Annotated in this window: 17 protein-coding genes; 9 read left to right on the top strand and 8 right to left on the bottom strand. The window is 68.4% G+C overall.

The features are described 5' to 3' along the window. The 3 genes from AC1DCJ_RS08970 to AC1DCJ_RS08960 form a co-directional block, all read right to left on the bottom strand. Nucleotides 1-2040, bottom strand: a complete 2040-nt coding sequence (locus tag AC1DCJ_RS08970; RefSeq protein ID WP_478070730.1) for a TonB-dependent receptor — start codon at nucleotides 2038-2040, stop codon at nucleotides 1-3. A 187-nt stretch (nucleotides 2041-2227) separates the two neighbouring features. Next, entirely contained in the window at nucleotides 2228-2659 is a 432-nt protein-coding gene (locus AC1DCJ_RS08965; RefSeq protein ID WP_478070729.1) for a hypothetical protein, read from the bottom strand. Nucleotides 2660-2879: 220 nt separating this feature from the next. After that, a complete protein-coding gene (locus tag AC1DCJ_RS08960) occupies nucleotides 2880-3050 on the bottom strand; it encodes a CsbD family protein (RefSeq protein ID WP_081797188.1) in 171 nt (56 codons plus the stop codon). 221 nt (nucleotides 3051-3271) lie between these two features. On the opposite strand from AC1DCJ_RS08960, the gene AC1DCJ_RS08955 reads away from it, so the two are divergent. Next, complete coding sequence (locus AC1DCJ_RS08955; protein WP_478070728.1) at nucleotides 3272-3562, top strand: hypothetical protein; 291 nt, start codon at nucleotides 3272-3274, stop codon at nucleotides 3560-3562. 711 nt (nucleotides 3563-4273) lie between these two features. On the opposite strand, the gene AC1DCJ_RS08950 is transcribed toward AC1DCJ_RS08955, so the two are convergent. Then, nucleotides 4274-4630, bottom strand: coding sequence for a bleomycin resistance protein (locus AC1DCJ_RS08950; protein ID WP_448136044.1), 357 nt, complete (start codon nucleotides 4628-4630; stop codon nucleotides 4274-4276). A gap of 34 nt (nucleotides 4631-4664) precedes the next feature. Beyond that, nucleotides 4665-8579, bottom strand: coding sequence for a hypothetical protein (locus tag AC1DCJ_RS08945; RefSeq protein ID WP_478070727.1), 3915 nt, complete (start codon nucleotides 8577-8579; stop codon nucleotides 4665-4667). A gap of 323 nt (nucleotides 8580-8902) precedes the next feature. Here AC1DCJ_RS08945 and AC1DCJ_RS08940 point away from each other — a divergent pair, with 323 nt between their 5' ends. The 6 genes from AC1DCJ_RS08940 to AC1DCJ_RS08915 are packed head-to-tail and all read left to right on the top strand — an operon-like array spanning nucleotide 8903 to nucleotide 14319. Next, complete coding sequence (locus AC1DCJ_RS08940) at nucleotides 8903-9763, top strand: STAS domain-containing protein (RefSeq protein WP_314401893.1); 861 nt, start codon at nucleotides 8903-8905, stop codon at nucleotides 9761-9763. Nucleotide 9764: 1 nt separating this feature from the next. Next, nucleotides 9765-10130, top strand: coding sequence for an STAS domain-containing protein (locus AC1DCJ_RS08935; protein ID WP_038687823.1), 366 nt, complete (start codon nucleotides 9765-9767; stop codon nucleotides 10128-10130). Next, nucleotides 10127-10528 (top strand): ATP-binding protein, encoded by a 402-nt coding sequence (locus AC1DCJ_RS08930; protein ID WP_038687824.1) that lies wholly within the window; start codon nucleotides 10127-10129, stop codon nucleotides 10526-10528. The genes AC1DCJ_RS08935 and AC1DCJ_RS08930 overlap by 4 nt, the downstream gene beginning before the upstream one ends. Then, nucleotides 10519-11535: an ATP-binding protein gene (locus tag AC1DCJ_RS08925; protein ID WP_478070726.1), complete on the top strand. Its 1017-nt coding sequence runs from the start codon at nucleotides 10519-10521 to the stop codon at nucleotides 11533-11535. The genes AC1DCJ_RS08930 and AC1DCJ_RS08925 overlap by 10 nt, the downstream gene beginning before the upstream one ends. Next, nucleotides 11535-12392: a sensor histidine kinase gene (locus AC1DCJ_RS08920; protein ID WP_141057011.1), complete on the top strand. Its 858-nt coding sequence runs from the start codon at nucleotides 11535-11537 to the stop codon at nucleotides 12390-12392. The genes AC1DCJ_RS08925 and AC1DCJ_RS08920 overlap by 1 nt, the downstream gene beginning before the upstream one ends. Continuing rightward, entirely contained in the window at nucleotides 12379-14319 is a 1941-nt protein-coding gene (locus AC1DCJ_RS08915) for a response regulator (RefSeq protein ID WP_314401899.1), read from the top strand. The genes AC1DCJ_RS08920 and AC1DCJ_RS08915 overlap by 14 nt, the downstream gene beginning before the upstream one ends. Nucleotides 14320-14331: 12 nt before the next feature. On the opposite strand, the gene AC1DCJ_RS08910 is transcribed toward AC1DCJ_RS08915, so the two are convergent. The 3 genes from AC1DCJ_RS08910 to AC1DCJ_RS08900 form a co-directional block, all read right to left on the bottom strand. Then, entirely contained in the window at nucleotides 14332-15291 is a 960-nt protein-coding gene (locus AC1DCJ_RS08910; protein ID WP_448136041.1) for a cation diffusion facilitator family transporter, read from the bottom strand. An 11-nt stretch (nucleotides 15292-15302) separates the two neighbouring features. Further along, nucleotides 15303-15665, bottom strand: coding sequence for a response regulator (locus tag AC1DCJ_RS08905; RefSeq protein ID WP_342342003.1), 363 nt, complete (start codon nucleotides 15663-15665; stop codon nucleotides 15303-15305). 152 nt (nucleotides 15666-15817) lie between these two features. Further along, on the bottom strand, nucleotides 15818-16642 hold the full coding sequence (locus AC1DCJ_RS08900; protein WP_478070725.1) for an SOS response-associated peptidase: 825 nt from the start codon (nucleotides 16640-16642) through the stop codon (nucleotides 15818-15820). 87 nt (nucleotides 16643-16729) lie between these two features. Here AC1DCJ_RS08900 and xth point away from each other — a divergent pair, with 87 nt between their 5' ends. Beyond that, entirely contained in the window at nucleotides 16730-17524 is a 795-nt protein-coding gene (gene xth / locus AC1DCJ_RS08895) for an exodeoxyribonuclease III (RefSeq protein ID WP_478070724.1), read from the top strand. Between the two features lie 20 nt (nucleotides 17525-17544). Continuing rightward, entirely contained in the window at nucleotides 17545-22314 is a 4770-nt protein-coding gene (locus tag AC1DCJ_RS08890) for an ATP-dependent helicase (protein ID WP_478070723.1), read from the top strand.

Genomic DNA, 22314 nt, shown 5'->3' with positions numbered 1-22314 from the left:
TCAGAGCTCCCGGGTCCAGCTCAGGTAGAGCGCGCGGCCATCGCCCGGCGAGTAGCCCGACGAGCCAGTGTCATACCAGGCATACACGTAGAAGCGGTCCGTCGCGTTTTTCAGCTGCAGGGCCAGCTGGGTGCGCGCATCCAGCCGGTAGCTGGCGCTGAGGTTCAACAGCGCGTAGCCCCCGTAACGGCCGAGTGTGTTGGTGCGCTCCACGAAGTAGTCGCCCTGGCCATTGCCCCAGGCACTGAAGGTCCAGTCCGTGGTGGGGGCGTATTCCATGCCGGCGCTGGCCAGCCAGTTCGGTACGTTTTCGATCTGCCGCCCACGGGTGCTCGGCGCGGTGGGGTCGGGTACCTGGATCACGGCCTTCTGCCGCGAGTACGAGGCCCAGGCGCGCCAGTGCGGGTTGGCCTGCCAGGTCAGCTGCGCGTCCCAGCCACGGCGCAGGGTCTTGCCTACGTTGCCCACTTCGTTGCTGCCAACGCTACCGTTGACGCCAAGGATGGTGGCCACTTCATCGGACGCGCGTTGTTCCCAGTAGGCCACCCGGGTCTGCAGGCCGCGGGTGGGCGCCCACTTGAGGCCGGTCTCCCAGCCTTCGTTGATGGAGGGCAGGAGGTTGTCGGCCTGGGTGCGGTAGGCACCGTTGCCGCTGCCGATCTGGAAGGTGCGGCCCCAGTTGGCGTAGGCCACCGTGGTGCTGGCCAGGTCGTAGGACACGCTGAGCTTGGGCTGCTTGATCAGGCCGTAGTCGTACACCGGCGCGCTCGTGTTGGTGGCCATGTTGTGGAAGTCACCCCCGATGTGGTCCACGCGGTAGGCGGGCACGATCTTCAGCGCCGGGGTGGGGCGGATCACGGCCTGCACATAGGCGCCGCGGGTGTCCAGGTCGAAATCCCAGTCGCGCAGGGTGGCCTGGCGCTCGCGCGCCACGGTGCGGAAGCGGCGCGCGGTGTTGTCCTGCCATTGTCCGTCCACGCCGGCATCCAGCACGAACTCGGTCAGGGCCGTGGCGGGGCGCCAGGTGGTGTTGAGCATCAGCCCGCGGTGCGTTTCGTCGTTGAAGCGCTCCTGCTGCGCGCCGCCGGCGGTGAACGTTACCCAGCGCTGGTTGCGGTAATCATTCTGGTAGGCCTTGGTATTCCAGCTCCAGTCGGTGCCCAGTGCGCCATCGAGGTGCAGCGCGGTCTGAGTGGTTTCGCGCTCGCTGCGGTCATCGCGGGCGTAGTCGGGTGACTGGTTGGGGTTGGCCTGCACCTCGGCGTAACTCAGGTAGCCGGCCTCCAGTGCGGCGTTCTTGTAGTAACGGCTGGTCAGACCGGCCCGCCAGCGTCCCTCGGGATCGGTGTAGAACCATTTGCCGGCGAAGCTGCGTTGCGTGCCGTCGGCATGGTCGCGCTCGCCATCGGCACTGCGCCAGCCGATGAAGTAGTTCTGCGACCACGCGCCGTTTTCGAATCCCTTGGCCACCTGGATGTCACGGGTGCCGAAGCTGCCCACGGTGACGCCGAACTGGCCGTCGTTGCCGCCCTGACGGGTGAGCACGTTCACATCGCCGGCGATGGCGTGCAGGCCATAGCGGGCATCGTTGGTGCCGCGCACGATTTCGATCGCGCTGATGTCCAGCGGGAACACGGCGTCGAGATAGGGCATGCCGCCGGCGTTGTCGTTGCTGGGAATGCCGTCGATGAGCAGCTTGACGGCGTTGATGCGGCCTTCGCCGTTGAAGCCGCGGAAGGAGAAGCGGCCGGCATCGGTGCCCATCTTGAACTGGGTGACCTGCACGCCGGGGGCGTTCATCAGCAGCTCCCAGCTGTGGTCCACCTTCTGCTGCTGCAGCAGGTCGCCGCCGATGATGTCCACCGAACTGAATACCGAGCGCGCCGGGAGCGCGCGTTCGGCGGTGGTCCGGGCCTGCACGGTGCCCAGGGTGAGCACGGTGCCGTCCTGTGCGGCGGCAATCGATGGGACGGTGGCCGCGCAGGCGAGTGCGGCCAGGAGGGCGTGGGAAAGCCGGTGCGGAGCGGGAGGTGTGTTCATTGTGCACAACATCGAAATGCCGCGACCCTCGTGGGGTCGAGACAGGCAAAGGCGCCGGCGTGTGAGCCGGTGGTTGGCGGAGACGGGCTGGATCCAGCGCCACGCGCGTGCACCCGGGCAAGGGCCGGGCGCGTCTGGCGGAGCAATGACGGCGTGGCGCGATGCGCGCCTTGAGGCCTACGCTGGATCAGCAGGCGAGGGCGTGCGGTGGACCGCGTGCGCCGAGGGTTCCGGGTGAGGGAGATTGCCGCGTAGCGACCAGACCGGCCAAGGCACGGAAGTGCACCGGCCCGACGGTCATCAACAGAAGCAGGGCGACCAGCAGGCTGATCATCCGCGCCGCGATCACGCAGTAGTCGCAGTCCACGCCCATGTCGTGCTGTGCATGGGGATCGGCAGGCGTGGGTGCGGCAGCGGGTGCTGATTCGGCGTGTCCCGGCGGATGCGTCATGGCGTGATCCATGCCATGGGCCGAATCGTGATGCATGGGGTGCGCATGTGCTGCGGCAGTTTCGACCGGCTGGGAATGTGCGGCATGCGCGTGCGCGGGCTGCACGACAGCGGCGGGCGGATGCGTCAGCGCCCGGCTTACCAGCGGTGCGAGCACCACAAGCAGCATGGCCAGGCAGGCCCAAGCGTGAAGCCAGCGGTGGAGAACAGGGGAGCGCACGGCCCGGATTCTAGGCCATATCGGGGAATCGCCGCGGCGAGGGTGCCCGGTTTCAGCGTGATTGCGACGGTTTGTCGCACCTGCGGCCAGCCCCCGACGGGGGCAGATGGCCATTCATCAGTGGGTCGCTACTGCTCCCTCGCCACAGCTCAGGAGCAGCGCGCTCACGTCAGTGACGGGCGTTGTCTTTGGCCTTGCCCACTTCACTCTGCACCTTGCCAACGGTTTTCTGGGCCTTGCCTTCAAGCTCCTGGGCCTTGTCGCCGGTGACCTTGCCAGCCACTTCCTTCACGGTGCCCTTGACCTGGTTCTTTGCACCTTCGGTACGATTCTTGTCCATGTTCAATGCCTCGCTATGTCGCCCCGGAGTGGGCGTGGCCATGCTGCTTGCACGGGGGGTGTGGCGCGAGTGAAATTCTGCCGTGCGATACCAAACGGTTCAGCGATGCAACGGTGGCGCGATGGCGCCCGGTACGCATCGCGGTCGCTGCATGATCTCTGCACTCGCGCTCCACATCTGGCCGCTTACAGTTTTGCCCATCCCCTCCATGGCGCGCGCTCGTGAACCTGCAGACCTCCGTTCCCCATCCGCTTCCCCGGCGCGCGATGCCCGATAGCTGCCAGTTCGATCTGCTGGATGTGAACGCGTTGCAGGACCCGAGCAGTGGACGCATCGTCCACCTGTATTCGATGGTGGCGCGCTGCATGTCGTGCGAGGTGATCTTCAAGGCGCAGGAGGGGCAGGGTTTCGTCAGCACGTCAGCGGCGCGCGTCCTTCGTTGCCCTACCGGGTGCGGCGAGCAGGCGCTGCGAGGCGCGGCCCTGCGGCAGTGGCAGCTGCAATCGACCTAGCAACTGAAGCGCCCGGGAAGACTCCGGGGCGCCGTTGGTGCGTGGTGCGGGCAGGTCAGGCGGGCACGTTCCACTTTTCGTGGTCGGCGTTCTGCTTGCCTGCTGTGCTGGATGTGGCTGGTAGGGTCGAACCTTGGTCGAMTGCCGTGGAACGGCCCGCGTTCGGTGGCGACATGACGCTGGAACGGCGAGGTTGGTTGCGATCAACGGCCCGTCTCCGTTGGAGGTCATGCGTGCAATGGCGTGGACTGTGTATCGGCGGTCGTTTGGGAACCGACCCTACCGGGGCGGCGGCGCGGCTGTTTGCGGCAACGGAGGCCGTGACTGAGACGCCACGCGGGCGGGGCATTCCTGCTGCGCTGGACGTGGCTGGTAGGGTCGAACCTTGGTCGAMTGCCGTGGAACGGCCCGCGTTCGGTGGCGACATGACGCTGGAACGGCGAGGTTGGTTGCGATCAACGGCSCGTCTCCGTTGATGGTCATGCGTGCAATGGCGTGGACCGTGTATCGGCGGTCGTTTGGGAACCGACCCTACCAAAGCAAGCGGACCTGGCCGTTTGCAGTATGGGCAACCGCAGGACGTCGAAGTGCTTGGGCTTGCGTTCGGGCTTGCCCGTGACGGTCCAGCCTGCCTTTTTCACCGCCGCCAGTACGATGCCCGCGTCTGCTGGCGGGAATCCTGCAAGGTGGAGAGTGTTGCGAGACTGGGGTTCACTCCCCCAGCGTAGCAAACCGCAGCCGGTTGTGATCCGGATCCACCACCATCATCTCGCGACCGCCCCACGGCACATCGGCCGGCGCGCGGAACACGGCCGCTCCGGCGGCCACAAACGCGGCATGCAGGGCATCCACGTCCGGCACATGGAAGTACACCGCACCGCCGGGTTCGCAGTCACCGGCATGTTCGGTCAGGAACAGCAGCTGGCCTTCGCGGCGGATCTGCACGAACAGCGGCATGTCGGGCGCAAAGCGGTGCTCCCAGTCGATGGTGAAACCCAGCTGCTGGTAGAACGGCACGCTGACGGTTGCATCGGTCATGCGCAGCTGGGGAATGACGGTCTGTTGCATGGGGCGCTCCGTGGGTGGCGTCAAATGTCTGATGTTACGGGTGCGGCGTAGCGCCGCCAGCCTCAGCCGCCTTGCGCGCCTTGGTAAAGGCCGCCTCGGCCTTGGCCAGGCTCTGGAACCTGTCAATGCGTACCTTGCCGGCCTGGCCGCGCTTGCCCTTGCGTACCGCCAGGATGGCGGCGTCGCGGTCCAGCCGCAATTGCGTGACATGGGAGGCGCTGGCCAACTGCAGGAACTGCACGTCGGCGTCACCACGTTGGCCGTACCAGAGCAGGTCTGCGTTGGGTACGGCGTGCTCCATGATGTCCAACACTGTGTCGATCAATGCGCTGCGCAAGGCCTCATCGGCCGGGGCGTCGAAGTCGGCGTCGTGGTCGGCCGGGATCACCTGGCGGTCGCTGTCGTCGGTGTCGTCCAGCACCCAGCGTGTCGTACCGCGTGCGTCCACCAGCAGGGGGCGGCGACCGTCCATCGCAGTGATGGCAAGCAACTCGCCTGGCGGCAACAGGCGCATACCCTGGTCGGCAAATTGCCAGCCAATGCTGGCATGGTGCTGCCAGCAGGCCACCAGCACGTCCGGCAGCGGATGGGTTTGGTCGGCGGCCAGTGCGTCGATGTCGGCCTGTGCCGCGGGTGCCTCGCGGTGCGTGTGAAGGGCGGTACCGGGTGGCAACAGGGCATGCGCAGCCAGGTAGCGCTGCAGCGGTTCGGTGGTCTGTTCAAGCGCCTGCGGCACGTTGCTGGCGTGCCGCCGCCCCAGGTCCACAAACCACTCCAGCAGGGGCTGGTCCTGCGGTCGCTTGTGATTGTCCAGGCATTCGATGCTGTAGGTGAAACCGCCGGCGCGGCGGGCCGCCGCTTCCAGCGAGTCGAAGGTGGCCAGCGCTACATCGGCGGGCACGGGGGTGCGGTCGCGGTCGAGCCAGGTGCCGTTGCTGAAGAAGAGCTTGAGCCCACCGCCGTGCTCGGGGTGGTAAAGGGTGCGGGCAATCTCGCCGCTCCCGGCGAGGTACCAGGGGTCGCAGGCAACGTACCCGGCGAGCGGATGGGCCCGGATGCCTGCCAGCACGTCTGCGGCGTCCTGCGCGGTGGCACAGCGCAGTGCCAGGTGGACCTGGTTGTGTCCATTGCTCGCGCCGTGGACGACATTGATGGCTGCGCCAAGGCGGGCCCAGTCGTAGAACGTGTCGCCCTTCCAGCACATCCAGCGCTCGGATACCTCGGTGGCGTCGTCAAAGAGGGCCGGACCGGTGTCGGCCAGGGTGTAGCCCTGCAACTGGAAGGGCGGCGCGACGATGGCATGGCCGTCGAAGTAATGCGTGTTGCCCAGCGCGTCCTGGAACAGGGTGGCACCGGTGACGGGATGGCGGAACCAGGCGAACGTGGCTGTTCCCCCGGCCAGCTGGCCCAGCGCCGCCAAGGGGATGCCGGTATCGGGGACGCCCTTGGCGCGCGCCTTCTGCAGGCGTGCGTGCAGCGCCGCCCGTTGCTTCTCTGCCTTGCCATCCAGCGCATCCTGCAGCTGCGCGCGAAGCGCTCCATCGCGGTAGGGGTCAAACACGGCGGTGCTGCTGCCGATTTCACGCGCGGGAACGTCGATATCGGCGGCGCGCTGGTACAACGCGCGGGCGAGGGCCGGTTGCTGGCAGGTCAGGGCAGCGGTGCTGCCCAGCAGCAGGATGTAGTTGAGATAGCCACGTTCGTCGCCGTTGTCCGGCAACGGCCACGCGAGCGCATGCTCGGCCACCTCCAATACCTGTTCGGGGTATCTGTCCCAGCTGTGGATGCTGGGGCAGTAGGTGGCGGCGGCGGTCACCGACGGCCGCGCCCGCAGCGCCTGCATGACCTGCGCATGCACGGCGGGCGAGCGGCAGATGTACAGCGCCCAGTACAGGCCGCGCGGGTAGGCGTGTTCCTGCCACAGCCGCTGAACCAGGTAGCTGGCAACGTCGGGCTGGTGCTTGGCGATCTCGCCCAGGTTGTCGTACATCGCTTTGAGCACGGTTTCGCTGGCGGGCTGACCGGCGGTCAGTGCGTTTGATTCGGCTTCCAGCACCGCACACAGGGCCGGGGCGAGGTCGGGCGATTCCAGCCGGGACAGGATGCGTGGCGTCCAGTGGTCGTCCTCGTGCGCCTGCACCCGCGGCACCGCCCAGTGCAGCAGGCGCTGTCGCTGGTCGGTGTCGAGCACGGGCAGCACCACGCCGATGGCGTTGCCCAGCCGGTCCACCAGCACGCTCTTCAGCGGCGCCCGCTCGAGCATGGCCATCAGCGGGTCGAACAGGCGGGGGTCGCCCCAGAACGGCTGCAGGCCAGCGATGATGGCGTCGGCGCGGGCGTCAGCATCCAGCTCGGCGGCGATGTCACCGGGCAACGGCTGTTGGCCGGCCAGCGTCACCAGCATTGGCACCAGCGGGTCACCGGCGTCGGTGACGGTTTTGCAGATGGCGGGCACTGCCTGCCGCTGCAGCGGTGGGCTCAATTGCGGCAGGGCGCGTTGCAACAGAGCGCAGCGCCCGGGCAGGGCGCTGTCGAGCAGGTAATGCAGTGCCCAGGCGCGGTCTGCGTCGGTGTCAGCCAGGCGTGGAGTGCGGGCCAGACGGATGGCCATCGCCTCGCGCGCGGCAGGCGTGGCGGCGGCCACGCCTTCGGCAAAGCTGGGCGCGTCCCAGATGGCCAGCACGTCCTCGGCCAGGCCACGTTGCTGGGCCAGTGCATCGGCTGGCATGACCTGTTCGCCACACAAGTGCTGCGCGTGCTCGAGCAGGTCCAGCACGCGGGTCATCAGGTCGTCCCAGGCCAGCAGCGGGGTGACCACGTCCAACAAGGCGCGGCCATCGCCGATGCACTGGCGGATGGGGTGCAGGGCCAGCACGGTGTCCAGCGGCGCATGCGGGCTGGCAGCGAGCAGGCGGGTGGCCTGGTCGGCGGCCGCCTGGGCCGGCAGCCCCTGCTGTGCCTGCAGGAAGGCGCGCAGTGCCCACACGGCGGGCGCGTCGCGGTCCGGGATACGGTCCAGCAGTTGCAAGGCCAACGCCGCATCGATGGCCGCAGGATCGTGCTCGAGCGCGAGGGTTATCTTGTCCACCATGTCCAGGCCGACCGTGCGCGGGGACACCGCGAGCGCACGCATCAGCAGCTGCACCGGGCCGCCGGTGTCAGCCTGGGCCATGATCAGCAGTCTGGCGCGGCGGTGGGCGAAGTCGTCCACAACGGTGAGGGCGGCGTCGTTGTGCAGATCACCGAACGTGGCCACGAATGCCTGCAGCAGCGGAATTCCGGTACGGCCGACGGCGGCCAGCACCTGGGCCAGGCGGTCGTCCTGACCCAGCAGGCTGGCGTGCAACAGCCAGTACAGGGCCACGTGGGTGTCCTGGCCCAGGCGCGGCAGTTCGCTGTCGAAGCAACGCTGCTCACTGCCATCTTCCGGGAACGTGCCGATGTAACGCTGGTAGGCATCCGCCACCAGGGTGTCCGCACTCAGCAGCACCTGGTCATCAAGGCGCGCTGACAGCGCCAGCGCATGCATCACCCACTGGTAGCGGTCCAGCAGCGCGGCGGTGCCGGTATCGCGGTCGTTCGGGGTGAAGGCATACTCCTGCAGCAGCGACGCTTCGCCATCCGGCTCCTGGGAGAGCCGGGCGCGAAACGCCACGTACTCGTCCAGGCTGGCGAAGCGCGGCTCCACCTGACGGGTCTCATGGTCCTGCCACCACACCTGGCCGGCACCGCGCACATCGAGCAGGGTGTAGTTGTCGCCGGCGTCATCGAGCACCACGAAGCCGGACAGCGTCTTGTCGATACCGCCGAAATACAGCGGGTTGCGTGACAGGTGCGCGTGGACCAGGTCGCTGGTCTGGGTATCGGCGAAATCCGTATCGACTGCTGCAGCAATGGCGGCGGTGACAGGCAGCGCGTAGAAGCGCGACAGTGAGGCGTTGAAATCCATCGTACGTCCGTGTTGGCAGGGCGGCCGCGCGTGGCCGTGCCCGCGCGGGTGCATGCGGCTGTACTCCTCTCGCCGCCGGCGCATTCTAGAGGGTGATGGAAGGGGCAGGTCAAACCCTCCGATGGGGGCTGACGCAGGTGGCCAGGGCGGATCCGGGACGCTTGAATGGGCGTTATATGAACGAGTCAGCTATGTGCTCGATTCCTTCACATCAGACGCTTCACCGTACGCTCCTCAGCTACCTGAATTGATTTAAGCTCCCGTCCCGGCGCCCATTCAGGTGCGCCGGTCTGGTTCTCAACCTTTCTTTGCAGGAATTCCGCATGGCGGCTTTGCAGCAGCGCACGATCGATCTCATCCGCAGCCATCAGGAGCCTTTGCTGGCCCAGTGGACGGACAGCCTGACCTCCGGCAACCAGACCCAGGATGCGCGCTTGTCACCCCGCGAACTGGACGCCCAGGTGCGCGAGTTCTGGCGCCTGTTCCTGCAGGCGCTGTCGGTGGCCAACGTGGGCAGCCTGTCCGGCGCCGACTGGCAGGAAACCCGCCGGTTCCTGGAAGACCTGTCGCGCGACCGCGTGCTCAAGGGCTTCGACTCGGCCGAAACCGCGCGCTTCCTGTTCTCGCTCAAGCGTCCGCTCTTCGACCTGATCCAGCAGGGATATGCCGATGACCCGGCGTTGCTGGGTGACCAGTTGTGGGCGATCTCCGAACTGCTGGACCTGCTGGGCCTGCACAGCGTCAAGGCATTCCAGAAGACCCGCGAAGACGTCATCCAGCGCCAGCAGGAAGAAATGCTGGAGCTGTCCACCCCGGTGGTGAAGCTGTGGGAAGGCGTGCTGGCGCTGCCGATGATCGGCACGCTGGATTCGCAGCGCACCCAGGTGGTGATGGAGTCGCTGCTGCAGCGGATCGTCGATACCGGCTCGGAAATCGCCATCATCGACATCACCGGCGTGCCCACCGTGGACACCCTGGTGGCCCAGCATCTGCTCAAGACGGTGACCGCCATCCGCCTGATGGGCGCCGACGCCATCATCAGTGGCGTGCGGCCGCAGATCGCCCAGACCATCGTGCACCTTGGGCTGGACCTGCAGGGCATCGTGACCAAGGCCAACCTGGCCGACGCGCTGGCGTTGGCGCTCAAGCGCACCGGGCAGACGGTGGTTCGGGCAGAGCGCTGACATGGAACGCATTCCAATTCTGCAGATGGGCGATCTGCTGCTGGTGACCATCCAGGTGGACATGCATGACCAGCTGGCGCTGACCCTGCAGGACGACCTGAGCGAGAAGATCCGCCGCACCTCCGCGCGCGGCGTGCTGATCGACATCTCGGCCCTGGACATCGTCGATTCCTTCATCGGACGCATGATTTCCACCATCTCCTCCATTGCCCGGATCATGGATGCCACCACCGTCGTGGTGGGCATGCAGCCGGCAGTGGCGATCACGCTGGTGGAGCTGGGGCTCACCCTCAGCGGCGTGCGTACCGCGCTCAACGTCGAGCGTGGCATGAAGCTGCTGCAGCGCACCGACGAAGAACTGCCATGACCGCGCCGACCGGGGTGTTGCCGATCCGCGTCGAACAGGATGTGGTGCTGGCACGCCAGGCCGCGCGCCAAGCGGCGGTGGCGTGCAAGCTGCGGCTGATCGACCAGACCAAACTGGTGACCGCAGCCAGCGAGCTGGCCCGCAACGCGGTGATCTACGGCGGCGGCGGCACCATGGCATGGGAAATACTGGAAAGCGGCCTGCGCAAGGGCGTGCGCCTGGTGTTCACCGACCAGGGCCCCGGCATTCCCGATCTGGCCCAGGCACTCACCGATGGCTGGTCGTCCGGCTCGGGCATGGGCCTGGGCCTGTCCGGGTCGCGCCGGCTGGTGGACGACTTCGAGCTGGACAGCGCACCCGGCGAGGGCACGCGCATTGCCATCACCAAATGGACCTGAACTTCACCGGCCAGGTGACCCGGGTGGTGGTGGTCGAAGAAGTCTCGCAGGTCGGGCAGGCACGGCGCGAAGCGTTGGCCCTGGCCGACCATGCCGGCTTTGACGAGATGGACGCCGGGCGCGTGGCCCTGGCCGCCACCGAACTGGCCACCAACGTGATCAAGCACGGTCGCGGCGGGCGCATGTACCTGTCGCTGGTCTGCGGCCGCAGGGGTCGTGGCGTGGAACTGTGCACGCAGGATGCCGGCCCCGGTTTCTCGCTGTCCGAGTGCCTTCCCGATGGCGTCTCAACCGGCGGAACCCAGGGGCTGGGGCTGGGCGCCATCCGTCGCCAGGCAACGGTGCTCGATGCCTGGTCCGATGCACGCGGCGCGGTGATCGTGGCGCGCATCTACCCGAGCCGAAGCGCGCCGGATATCGACCTTGCCTACGGCGCGTTGCGCATTCCCATGCGCCATGAAGTGGCCTGTGGCGACGGCTGGCACCTGCGCGCCGATGGGCACACCACCGCACTGACCCTGATCGATGGACTGGGCCATGGTCTGCCGGCGGCCGATGCCGCCCAGGCCGGCACGGCGGCCATGGCCACCGCCTCGGCCTTCGATGCTGCCACGCTGATCGGCACGATGCATGCGGGCATGTCCGGCAGCCGCGGGGGCGCCGCCGCCGTGGCCTGTGTCGGGCAGGACGGCCAGACCGTGCAGTTCGCCGGCATCGGCAACATTTCCGCCTCGCTGTGCGAGCCCACCGGTTCGCGCGGGATGGCCTCGCACCCGGGCATCGTCGGGGTGCAGTTCCGCAAGGCACAACCCTTTCACTTCCACACTCACGCAGGCACGCTGCTGGTCATGCACAGTGACGGACTGCAGGCGCGCTGGAGCCTGCGCGACTACCCCGGCCTGGTCCATCGCCACCCGGCATTGATCGTGGCGGTGCTGCAGCGTGATTTCGACCGCGGTCGGGACGATGTCGGCATCGTTGCCCTGCGACTTGGAGAGTTACATTGATGTCCACTGCCAACGATCAGCAGGTGCAGCAGCTGCGCATGGAAGCCGACGCGCTGCGCGCCGAGCTGGATGAAACCAACCAGGGCGTGCTGGCGCTGTATGCCGAGCTGGACCAGCAGGCCGAGCAGCTGCGCGAGGTCTCCGAGCTGAAAAGCCGGTTCCTGTCCTACATGAGCCACGAATTCCGCACGCCGCTGGGCTCGATCCTGAGCATGACGCGCCTGCTGGAAGACGGCATGGACGGCCCGCTCACCGACGAACAGCGCCGCCAGGTACGCTTCATCAGCGCCTCCACCAGCGAGCTGCGCGAGATGGTGGACGACCTGCTGGACCTGGCCAAGATCGAGGCCGGCCGCATCACCATCTCGCCGGCCTGGTTCGACCTGATGGATCTGTTCTCGGCGCTGCGCGGCATGTTCCGCCCATTGGTCGAAGGCGACCAGCTGGACCTCCTGTTCGAGGACCCGCCGGCGTTGCCCATGCTGTACACCGATGACAAGAAGCTGGCGCAGATCCTGCGCAATTTCATTTCCAACGCACTGAAGTTCACCCCCAACGGGCAGGTGGTCGTCTCGGCCCGCATGCAAGGGGAGGATTCGGTACGCTTCAGCGTGCGCGACACCGGCATCGGCATCCCGGCCGACCTGCAGTCCACCCTGTTCGAGGATTTCGTCCAGGTCGATACGCCGCTGCAGAAGCGCCTGCGCGGCACCGGCCTGGGGCTGTCGCTGTGCAAGCGCTTCGCCGAACTGCTGGGTGGCCATGTGGGCGTGGACAGCGTGGTCGGCGAAGGCTCGGACTTTTACGTGGTGCTGCCCTACAAGCTCGCCGAGGAGACCCCCCGTGCCGAACTCTGATCGCATCCTGGTGGTGGATGACAACGCCGCAACCCGCTATGCGGTGCGGCGCGTGCTCGAGCATCACGGCTACAAGGTGGAAGAGGCCGGTACCGGTGGGGAGGGCCTGGCACAGCTGGCCCGGCAGGATTTCGGTGCGCTGGTGCTGGACGTCAACCTGCCGGACATGAGCGGGTTCGACGTGGTGCGGCAGTTGCGCGACGACCCGCGCATGCGTCTGCTGCCCGTGGTGCACGTGTCGGCGGCCTCGATTGCCACCGGCGACCTCATCACCGGCTTGAATGCCGGTGCGGATGCCTACCTGATCCACCCGGTCGATCCGGACGTCCTGCTGGCCACGTTGCGCACGCTGTTGCGCGCGCGGCGTTCGGAAGAAGCCCTGCGTGAAGCCGAAGCACGTTTTGGCGAGATCTTCCGCCAGATCAACGCGCCGATCGCGGTACTGGATGCCGATCTGCGCTACCACGATGCCAACGACGCCTTCGTGCGGTTGCTCGGTGAAGACGGCGCGCCGGGCCGGCTGGAGGCGCTGCTGGCTGACCAGGTGGTCCCGCTGAGTGCGCTGAAGGTTGCGCTGGCCGAGGGCGAGCGCTGGCAGGGCACGTTCACCCTGCGCGCGGGCGCGGCAACGCGCATCACCGAATGGCGCGTCACGCCGTACCGTGCGCCCGGCCAGGGCCTGGTGCTGGTCCAGGACACCACCGAACGCCACGCGCGCGAGACCGAGCAGCGCCAGGAACTGGAAAGCGCGACCTCGGAACTGGCCTTCCAGATCGCAGAGCGCCAGCGCACCGAGGTCGAGCTGCTGCAGGCGCAGAAGATGGATTCGCTGGGCCAGCTCACCGGCGGCATCGCGCACGACTTCAACAACCTGCTGACCACGATCATCTCCGGCCTGGACATGATCGAGATCGCCGTGGCCCGAGGCGCTTGGGACAAGGCCTCTCGCTATGTCGACATCGCCACCGCCTCGGCCCACCGCGCTGCCGCGCTGACCCAGCGCATGCTGGCCTTCGCACGCAAGCAGCCGCTCGATCCGCAGACCTTCGACGTGGTGGCCCGGATCCGCTCGCTGGAAGACATGCTGCGCCGGTCGATTGGCGAAAACATCGAGCTGGAACTGGAGCTGGGTGCGCAGCCCATGGTGGCCGTGGCCGATCCGAACCAGTTCGAGAACGTGATCCTCAATCTGGTGATCAACGCGCGCGACGCGCTGGCCGGCCAGGGGCTGATCCGGATCCGGGCCGGCCGCACCCATGTGGAGCGCGACCATGAGCTGGCGCCGGGGCACTACATCAGCGTGAAGGTGCTCGACAACGGCAGCGGCATTCCGCTTGAGCTGCTGACCAAGGTCTTCGAGCCGTTCTTCACCACCAAGCCGCAGGGCGAGGGCACCGGCCTGGGCTTGTCGATGACCTACGGGTTTGCCCGGCAGTCCGGCGGCAGTGCGCGCATCGCCAGCGAGCGCGGGGAAGGGACCGAGATCGAACTTCTGCTGCCCGAAGGCCAGCTGCTCAGCCCCGAGCAGGCGCCGCAGCCCACCCAGGTACCGCGTGGACGGTCCGAGCGGATCCTGCTGGTGGACGACACCGACTCGGTGCGCATGATGGTGCGCGAGATGCTGATGGAGTCGGGCTACCAGGTCGTGGAGGCAATCAACGCGCAACAGGCGCTGCTGGAGCTGCATTCCGAGCGCGGCATCGACCTGCTGCTGTCCGACGTGGGCCTGCCCGGTATGAACGGCCGTGAGCTGGGCGACGCTGCCCGCACATTGCGCCCGCAGTTGCCGGTCCTGTTCATCACCGGCTATACCGAGAGCGCGGTGGTACGTAACGACTTCCTCGGAACCGGGATGGCCTTGTTGCCCAAGCCGTTCAGCGTCAACGAACTGCTGCGCAGCGTGCGCCAGATGCTTCCGCTGGCCTGAGCGGGCCGGTGCTTACGGTGACGGGCGGTGCTCGCCGAGCGCCGCCCGTCGCGCGCGGAACACCTCCGGCGTCTGCGGCTTCACGAACAGCGCCACCAGCTCGGGATACTCGGCTTTCACTGCCTTCTCGATGCGGGTGATGCACGCCTCGATCTGCGGGGTGGTGCGGTCGTCCTCGAATTCGGCGCTCAGCATTGCCACCACCTGGTCGGGCCCCATCTGCATGGTGGTGACGCCGTTGGCCTTGCGCAGGTCCGGGTCGGTGTTGGCTACCGCCAGGATCCGGTTGGCCACGCTGGGGTGAGCCGGCTCGCCCACCAGCAGCCCCTTGGTTTCGCGGGCGAGCAGGAAGGCAGTGACGGCGAGCACGGCGGCAATGCACAGCGAGGCGACGCCATCGAGCACCGGCATGTCCAGCAGTTGTGCAGCCAACAGGCCCACCAGCGCAAAGCCAAGACCCAGCAGCGCCGCACTGTCTTCCAGCAACACGGTGAAGGTGGTGGGGTCCTTGCTGCGGCGGAAGGCCTCGAAGTAGCCCATCGTGCCCTTGGTGGCACGGAACTCGCGCAGCGCGATCCACCACGACGCGCCTTCAAACGCGATGGAGATGCCCAGCACCGAATAGCTGATCAGGTGGTTGGTGGCCGGCTCGGGGTGGCGGATGTGCTGGATGCCTTCGTACGCCGATACGCCCGCACCGGCGGCGAACACCAGCAGTGCCACGATGAAGCTCCAGAAGTACAGCTCGCGCCCATAGCCGAACGGGTGCACGGTGTCGGGCTTCTTCTCCGAGCGGCGCAGGCCGTACAGCAACAGCACCTCGTTGATGGTATCCACCAGCGAATGCACGCCCTCGCTGAGCATCGCCGAACTGCCCGACAGGCCGGCGGCCACGAACTTGGCGATGGCGATGCACAGATTGCCGACCAGTGCGGCGTAGATGACCAGACGGGAACCGGACGGCGCGGCCATGGCGGGGAAACTCAGTCTGCGGCGCGGTTGGACGGTGGGCCGTTGCGGCCGCGTTCGACGGCGTCCTCGACGCGTGCCACCAGTTCGTTGATGTTGAAGGGCTTGCCGATGAAGGGAACGCCCTGATGCTGCTTCGGAACCATCTGGATGTAGACCGCCGAGGCGAACAGGAACGGCGTGCCGGTGCGGGCGAGGCGATCAGCTACCGGAAACACGGGCCCGTCGCCCAGCTCGATGTCCAGCACGGCGGCGTCAAAGCGCTGGTAAACCAGGGTGCCGAGCGCGTCAGTGACCGAGTATGCCGGTACCACGTCATAACCGGCCTGGCTGAGCACTTCGACGAACAACCGGGACACGTCGATCTCGTCTTCCACGACCAGAACAACGCCACGCGAGGGGGGAATGCGCACACTACCGTTCATGGGGTTTTTACTGAGGGGGTAGTTGATCCTGTGCCTGCCGATGTCAACGCAGCGCCAAGTTGTGTTACGTCGCCGTTGACAGAGGCATGCGGCCAACGCGTGCGCTAGTCCGCGCCGTCTTCATCGTCCAGACCATCGCCATCCCACGCCGCGGGGCCGCTGTCGGCGCCTTCCGCGGCCGGGTCCACCGGTTCCAGCAGGGTGTAGTCGTCGCGCGCGGGATCACGGAAGGCGCGGCTCACCGGATAGGCCTCCAGCGCTGGCGTATAGGCCTGCGCCTGAAGTGCGGCGGGCGTATGCAGGGCACCGGACAGCCACGCCATCGCCACCGGCGCATCGATGAACACCGGTCCATCGGGCGTGAGCGGGGCAGGGATGCCGGGGTTCGGCGCGGTCAGCACGGTGAAGCTGTCGATCTCCTCGCCATCTTCGCCGGCCCAGTGTTCCCACAGGCCGGCCGCCAGCAGCGCCAGGCCGTCGGTGCGTTGCACGAACAACGGCCACGGCGGGCGACGCTGCCGATCCCATTTGTAATAGCCGGTCAGGGCAACCACGCAGGGTCGCTGCTGCCAGGCCTGGGCGAAGATGCGGCTTTTGGCGGCGCGCTCCAGCCGCGCGGTCACGGTGGTGTAGGGCGTGGACGGTTGTTTGGACCAGCGCGGAATCAGCCCCCAGCGCATGTCCGCTGCCACCAGGCTGCCATCGCCGTCGCGGGCGAGCACGGTGGCGCTGCCGTTCTTGCCGATGTTGTAGCGGTCCGGGGCGGTGGCAAGTGCGTCGGCCAGCGAGGCGGGCAGTCCAACGGGCAGTGAGGAAGGGTCGGCGATGGCTTGGGCGAAGCGGCGCATGCCCGCAGGGTACGGGGGCGGTTGTGAGCCGCCGGTCAGGGTGACGCGCCGATGACATGCACCGGCGTCTAATCGGCGCATGGTCAACGCTTCCTTGCCGAACTCACTGCACGCACGCGCACCCGCGCGCTGTCGTTGTACCTTCCCTTCGCTGGCGAGGCCAGGCCGATGACGCGGCGCAAGACCCTCACGCTGGCTACCTACAACGTCAACGGCATCGGCACGCGGTTGCCGCACCTGCTGGCGTGGCTGGCGGCCGAGAAGCCCGACGTGGTGGCGCTGCAGGAGCTGAAGGCAACCGACGCGGCTTTTCCGGCCGCCGAACTGGAACAGGCCGGCTATGGCGCGCTATGGCTGGGTGAAGCGCGCTGGAACGGCGTGGCCTTGCTGGGGCGCGGGGTGACGCCGGTTGAAAGCCGCCGGCGCTTGCCGGGCGAACCGGCCGACACCCAGAGCCGCTACCTGGAAGCGGCCATCCACGGCATCGTGGTGGCGGGCATCTACCTGCCCAACGGCAATCCGCAACCGGGCCCGAAGTTCGACTACAAGCTGCGCTGGATGGAGCGCCTGATCAAACACGCCCGCAGCCTGGTGGCGTTGCCGCACCCTGTGGTGATCATGGGCGACTTCAACGTCATTCCCACCGACGCGGACGTGTACGACCCCAAGGCCTGGCGCAAGGATGCCCTGCTGCAGCCGGACGTGCGCGATGCCTACGCGCGCTTGTTGGCGCAGGGCTGGACCGATGCGCTGCGTGCGCGCAACCCCGACGACGTGATCTATACGTTCTGGGACTATTTCCGCCAGCATGCCGAGCGCGACCGTGGGCTGCGCATCGACCACCTGCTGCTCAATCCCGCGCTGGCCGACCGTCTCAAGGACGCCGGCGTGGACCGCTGGGTGCGCCTGCAGGACAAGGCGAGCGACCATGCGCCCACGTGGGTGGTGGTGAACGCGCCTTGAGGCGATCATCTGTTCCGCCCATGCCCACTTCCACGCCCCACACCACGCCATCACTGGCCGCCTTCGAACCGGCCACCCGAGCCTGGTTCACGTCCGCGTTCGACGCTGCCACGCCGGTGCAGGTCGCCGCGTGGGCGGCCATTGGTGCCGGTGACCACACGCTGGTGATCGCGCCGACCGGATCGGGCAAGACCCTGGCCGCGTTCCTGCATGCCATCGACCGCCTGTTCCGGGTGCGTGCGCGGCAGCCGCGCGTGCCCGGTGACGGCACCGGCGTGCTGTACATCTCGCCGATCAAGGCACTGGGCGCGGACGTGCACCGCAACCTGCAGGTGCCGTTGGAGGGGGTCAACGCGCAGCGCGCACTGCTCGGCGACCCGGCGCTGGCGTTGTCGGTGGCGATCCGCAGCGGCGACACCACCAGCGCCGAACGCGCCCGGTTGCTGCGGCGGCCGCCGGACATCCTGATCACCACGCCCGAATCGCTGTTCCTGATGCTCACCTCCAAGGCGCGCGACAGCCTGCGCGACGTGCATACGGTGATCATCGACGAGATCCACGCGGTAGCCGGCAGCAAACGCGGCACCCACCTCGCGCTGAGCCTGGAGCGCCTGGACGCACTGGCGCAGCAACCGGTGCAGCGGATCGGCCTGTCGGCCACGGTGCGTCCTGTGGAGGAGGTGGCTGGCTTCCTGGGCGGCGACCGGCCCGTCACCGTGGTCAACCCGCCGTCGGACCGGCAGCTGGACGTGCGCATCGTGGTGCCGGTGGAGGACATGGCCGATATTCCCTCGCCGCTGGGCGAGGGCGGCACTGCGCTGGCGGGCCGGGTCGGTTCGATCTGGCCGCACGTGGAAGCCAGCATCCTGGACCAGGTGCTGTCGCGACGCGCCACCATCGTCTTTGCCAACTCACGCGGCGTGGCCGAAAAACTCACCGCGCGGCTCAACGAGCTGTATGCCGACCGCCTGGCGCGCGATCCCGGCCTGCACGCACCGCCAGCCGCCGCGCCGCATGCCGTGCCTGCCGACGGCCATTACGCCTCCTTCAACGGCGGCACCAGCGGGCGGGTGAGCGGCGCGGCGACGCTGATTGCGCGTTCGCACCATGGGTCGGTGTCCAAGGAGCAGCGCCGCGAGATCGAACAGGCGTTGAAATCCGGCCAACTGCGCTGCGTGGTGGCTACCTCCAGCCTGGAGCTGGGCATCGACATGGGGCGCGTCGATCTGGTGATCCAGGTCGCGGCGCCGCCGTCGGTGGCCAGCGCGCTGCAACGGGTGGGGCGGGCCAGTCACCAGGTCGGTGGCACGTCCACGGGGCTGGTGTACCCGCGCACGCGGCGCGACCTCATCGACGCCACCGTGGCCATCGAGCGCATGCTGGCCGGAGGTATCGAAGCGGTGGATCCACCGCAGAACCCGTTGGACGTCCTGGCCCAGCAGACGGTGGCGGCCGCCGCCATGGATACCCTGGATGTGGATGCGTGGTATGCCCGCGTGCGCCGCGCCGCGCCGTATCGCACGCTGCCACGCAGTGCGTTCGATGCAACCCTGGACATGCTTACGGGGCGCTATCCGTCCGACGACTTCGCCGGCTTCCGCCCGCGCCTGGTCTGGAACCGGCAGACCGGCACGCTGGAGGCGCGGCCGGGCGCGAAGCAGCTGGCCGTGACCAGCGGCGGCACCATCCCCGACCGCGGCATGTTCGGCGTGGTGCTGCCCGAAGGCGAGGAGCGTGCCGGGTCACGGCGCGTGGGCGAGCTGGACGAAGAAATGGTGCACGAGTCGCGGGTCAACGATGTGATCACGCTGGGCGCCACGTCGTGGCGCATCGAACAGATCACCCACGACCAGGTGGTGGTGACGCCGGCGCCCGGGCGCTCGGCGCGGTTGCCGTTCTGGCGCGGCGAAGGCGTGGGACGGCCGGCGGAACTGGGCGAGGCGGTCGGGGCCTTCATAGCGGCGCTGGAACGCGCTGCCGATGAAGGCGAGCGGCCCGCCGCGATGACCGAACGCCTGCAGGCCTGCGGGCTGGCCAGCAATGCCATCGACAACATTTACGGGCTGCTGGACGAGCAGCGCCAGGCCACCGGCGTGCTGCCCACCGACCGCAGGCTGGTCGTGGAGCGTTGCCGCGACGAGAACGGCGATTGGCGGCTGATGCTGCATTCGCCTTACGGGCGGCGCGTGCACGACCCGTGGGCCCTGGCGATGGCCGCGCGCATCCGCGAACGCTGGGGCGTGGACCCGGCGGTGGTGGCCAGCGACGATGGCATCATCGCGCGGATTCCCGATACGGCTGGCCGCCTGCCCGGCGCAGACCTGTTCCTGTTCGACCCGGAGCAGGTGCGGCGCGAGGTGGCGCGTGCGGTGGGAACATCGGCGCTGTTCGCGGCCCGTTTCCGCGAATGCGCGGCGCGTGCGCTGTTGCTGCCGCGACGCAGCCCGGGGCGGCGTTCGCCGCTGTGGCAGCAACGCCTGCGGGCGGCCGAACTGCTGGCCATCGCACAGCGCTACCCCGACTTCCCGATCCTGATCGAGGCCGCGCGCGAGTGCCTGCAGGACGTGTACGACCTGCAGGCGCTGGGCGCGCTGATGCAGCGCCTGGCCGAGGGCAGCGTGGCCATCGCCGAGGTCACCACCGAGGTGCCATCGCCGTTCGCGGCGAACCTGTTGTTCGGCTACGTGGCCGAGTTCATGTATGGCACCGACGTGCCGCTGGCCGAGCGACGCGCGTCGGTCCTGTCGCTGGATGACGGCCTGCTGGCCGACCTGCTCGGACAGGTGGACATGGGCGAGCTGCTGGACGCGGCCGTGGTCGACCAGGTCGGTGCGGAGCTGCAGCGTCTTGCGCCGGCGCGGCGCGCGAAGGGCAGGGAAGGCGTGGCTGACCTGCTGCGCGAGCTGGGCCCGCTGTCACTGACCGAGGTGGCGCGACGGCTGGTGGACGAGGCGGCCATCGAGCACCTGCACGCCCTCGAACGCGACCACCGCGCCCTGCGCATCCCCTTGGCTGGCAGCGAACACTGGGCCGCGGTGGAAGATGCCACGCGGCTGCGCGATGCGCTGGGCATCGCGTTGCCAGCGTTGCCACCGCATGCCGTGTTGCCGCCATCCACCGATCCGCTTGGGGAACTGCTGGCCCGTTACGCGCGTACCCACGCGCCCTTTACCACCGCGCAGGTGGCAACGGCATTCGGCGTGGGTGTGGTGGTGGCCGACGCAGCGCTGGAGCAGTTGCAGGCGCAGGGCAAGGTGCTGCGCGGCAGCTTCGGGGTCGTCCGCCAGGGGCAGGAGGCGGCGGCTGGCGTGCCCGCACCGCTGGCGCTGGCCCATCACGAATGGGTGGCCGACGACGTGCTGCGTCGGCTGCGCTCGCGCTCGCTGCAGGCGGCGCGCGCGGCCACCCGGCCTGTCGCGCAGGATGCCTACGCGCTGCTGCTGCTGGAGCGGCAGGGCCTGGTGCCCGACGCGGCGCCGCCGGTGCGCGTGGCCCACGCGTCCACCGCCGCGTTGCACGGCATTGATGGCGTGACGAGGGTGGTGGAACTGCTGGCCGGCGTGAGCGCGCCCGCATCGGTCTGGGAGAGCCAGATTCTGCCCGCACGGGTGGGCGACTACGCACCGGGCATGCTGGATGAACTGCTCGCCACCGGCAGCGTGCTGTGGGCCGGTCATGCGCGCATCGGCGACGATGATGGGCTGGTCTCACTGCACCTGCAGGAGGTCGCGTTCGAGACCCTGCCGATACCCACCGTGACCGACCTTTCGCCGTTGCAGCAGGCCATCGTGGCGGTGCTGGGCGAGGGCGGTGCCTATTTTGCGCGCGCCTTGGCGATGGCCGTGCAGGGGCGGGTGGCCAACACGGCGACGGATCCGGACACGGTGCCGGCGATCACTCCGGACACGCTGCATGCGGCCCTCTGGGACCTGGTCTGGGCCGGCCATGTCACCACCGACATCTGGTCGCCGCTGCGCGGGCTGGCCGGCACGCGCACGCCGCGTCCGCGGATGGTCCGGCTAACCCGCCGGCAGCGCGATCCGCGCTGGATCGACATGGCCGGGCCGCGCGAGCACACCGACACGTCGCCGACCGCGGCCGCGAGCTTCGCCGCACCCAGCCTGGCCGGGCGCTGGTCATTGCTGCCGCGCGAGACCACCAGCGACACGGTGCGTGCGGTGGCGCTCGCCGACGGCCTGCTCGACCGGCATGCCATCGTCACCCGTGGCGCGGCGGTGGCCGAGGGCATCGCAGGGGGATTCCCAGCGTTGCAGCAGGTGTATCGCGGCATGGAAGATGCCGGCCGCGTACTGCGCGGCCGCTTCGTGACGGGCCTGGGCGGGGCGCAGTTCGCCGAGCGCGCCACGGTGGACCGGCTGCGCGCCATCGCCGACACCCTGCAGGCAGCGCCGTCGCTGGTGGTGGTGGGGCTGTCCGCGCTGGACCCGGCCAACCCGTTTGGCAGCGTGCTGCCGTGGCCAGCGCATACGGCCACTTTGCGCCCGGTGCGACGCGCCGGCGCGCTGGTGGTCATCGGCGCCGGGCGCCCCCTGATGTACCTGGCACAAGGCGGGCGCCAGTTGCTCACGTGGTTCGATGCGACGCAGGCAAGCGCGGATCTCACCCGCGCCGCGTGCCAGGCATTGGCGGCGGCGTTGGGGCGTGGCCGACGGGGGCGCTTCACCCTGGAGCTGGTCAACGATGCACCGGTCGGTCGCGATGCACTGACCGACGCGCTGCGTGCCGCCGGATTCCGCGGTGCGCCCCGTGGCCTGGACTGGGAAGGGTGA

The organism is Stenotrophomonas sp. 10N36, from assembly GCF_056395005.1.
This window is presented reverse-complemented; position numbering and strand designations above follow the sequence as displayed.

Coding starts and splice junctions, on each gene's coding strand:
- AC1DCJ_RS08940 (WP_314401893.1), top strand. CDS start 8,903: ATGGCGGCTTTGCAGCAGCGCACGATCGATCTCATCCGCAGCCATCAG.
- AC1DCJ_RS08935 (WP_038687823.1), top strand. CDS start 9,765: ATGGAACGCATTCCAATTCTGCAGATGGGCGATCTGCTGCTGGTGACC.
- AC1DCJ_RS08920 (WP_141057011.1), top strand. CDS start 11,535: ATGTCCACTGCCAACGATCAGCAGGTGCAGCAGCTGCGCATGGAAGCC.
- AC1DCJ_RS08900 (WP_478070725.1), bottom strand. CDS start 16,642: ATGCGCCGATTAGACGCCGGTGCATGTCATCGGCGCGTCACCCTGACC.
- AC1DCJ_RS08890 (WP_478070723.1), top strand. CDS start 17,545: ATGCCCACTTCCACGCCCCACACCACGCCATCACTGGCCGCCTTCGAA.
- xth (WP_478070724.1), top strand. CDS start 16,730: ATGACGCGGCGCAAGACCCTCACGCTGGCTACCTACAACGTCAACGGC.
- AC1DCJ_RS08925 (WP_478070726.1), top strand. CDS start 10,519: ATGGACCTGAACTTCACCGGCCAGGTGACCCGGGTGGTGGTGGTCGAA.
- AC1DCJ_RS08910 (WP_448136041.1), bottom strand. CDS start 15,291: ATGGCCGCGCCGTCCGGTTCCCGTCTGGTCATCTACGCCGCACTGGTC.
- AC1DCJ_RS08945 (WP_478070727.1), bottom strand. CDS start 8,579: ATGGATTTCAACGCCTCACTGTCGCGCTTCTACGCGCTGCCTGTCACC.
- AC1DCJ_RS08950 (WP_448136044.1), bottom strand. CDS start 4,630: ATGCAACAGACCGTCATTCCCCAGCTGCGCATGACCGATGCAACCGTC.
- AC1DCJ_RS08930 (WP_038687824.1), top strand. CDS start 10,127: ATGACCGCGCCGACCGGGGTGTTGCCGATCCGCGTCGAACAGGATGTG.
- AC1DCJ_RS08960 (WP_081797188.1), bottom strand. CDS start 3,050: ATGGACAAGAATCGTACCGAAGGTGCAAAGAACCAGGTCAAGGGCACC.
- AC1DCJ_RS08970 (WP_478070730.1), bottom strand. CDS start 2,040: ATGAACACACCTCCCGCTCCGCACCGGCTTTCCCACGCCCTCCTGGCC.
- AC1DCJ_RS08965 (WP_478070729.1), bottom strand. CDS start 2,659: ATGCTGCTTGTGGTGCTCGCACCGCTGGTAAGCCGGGCGCTGACGCAT.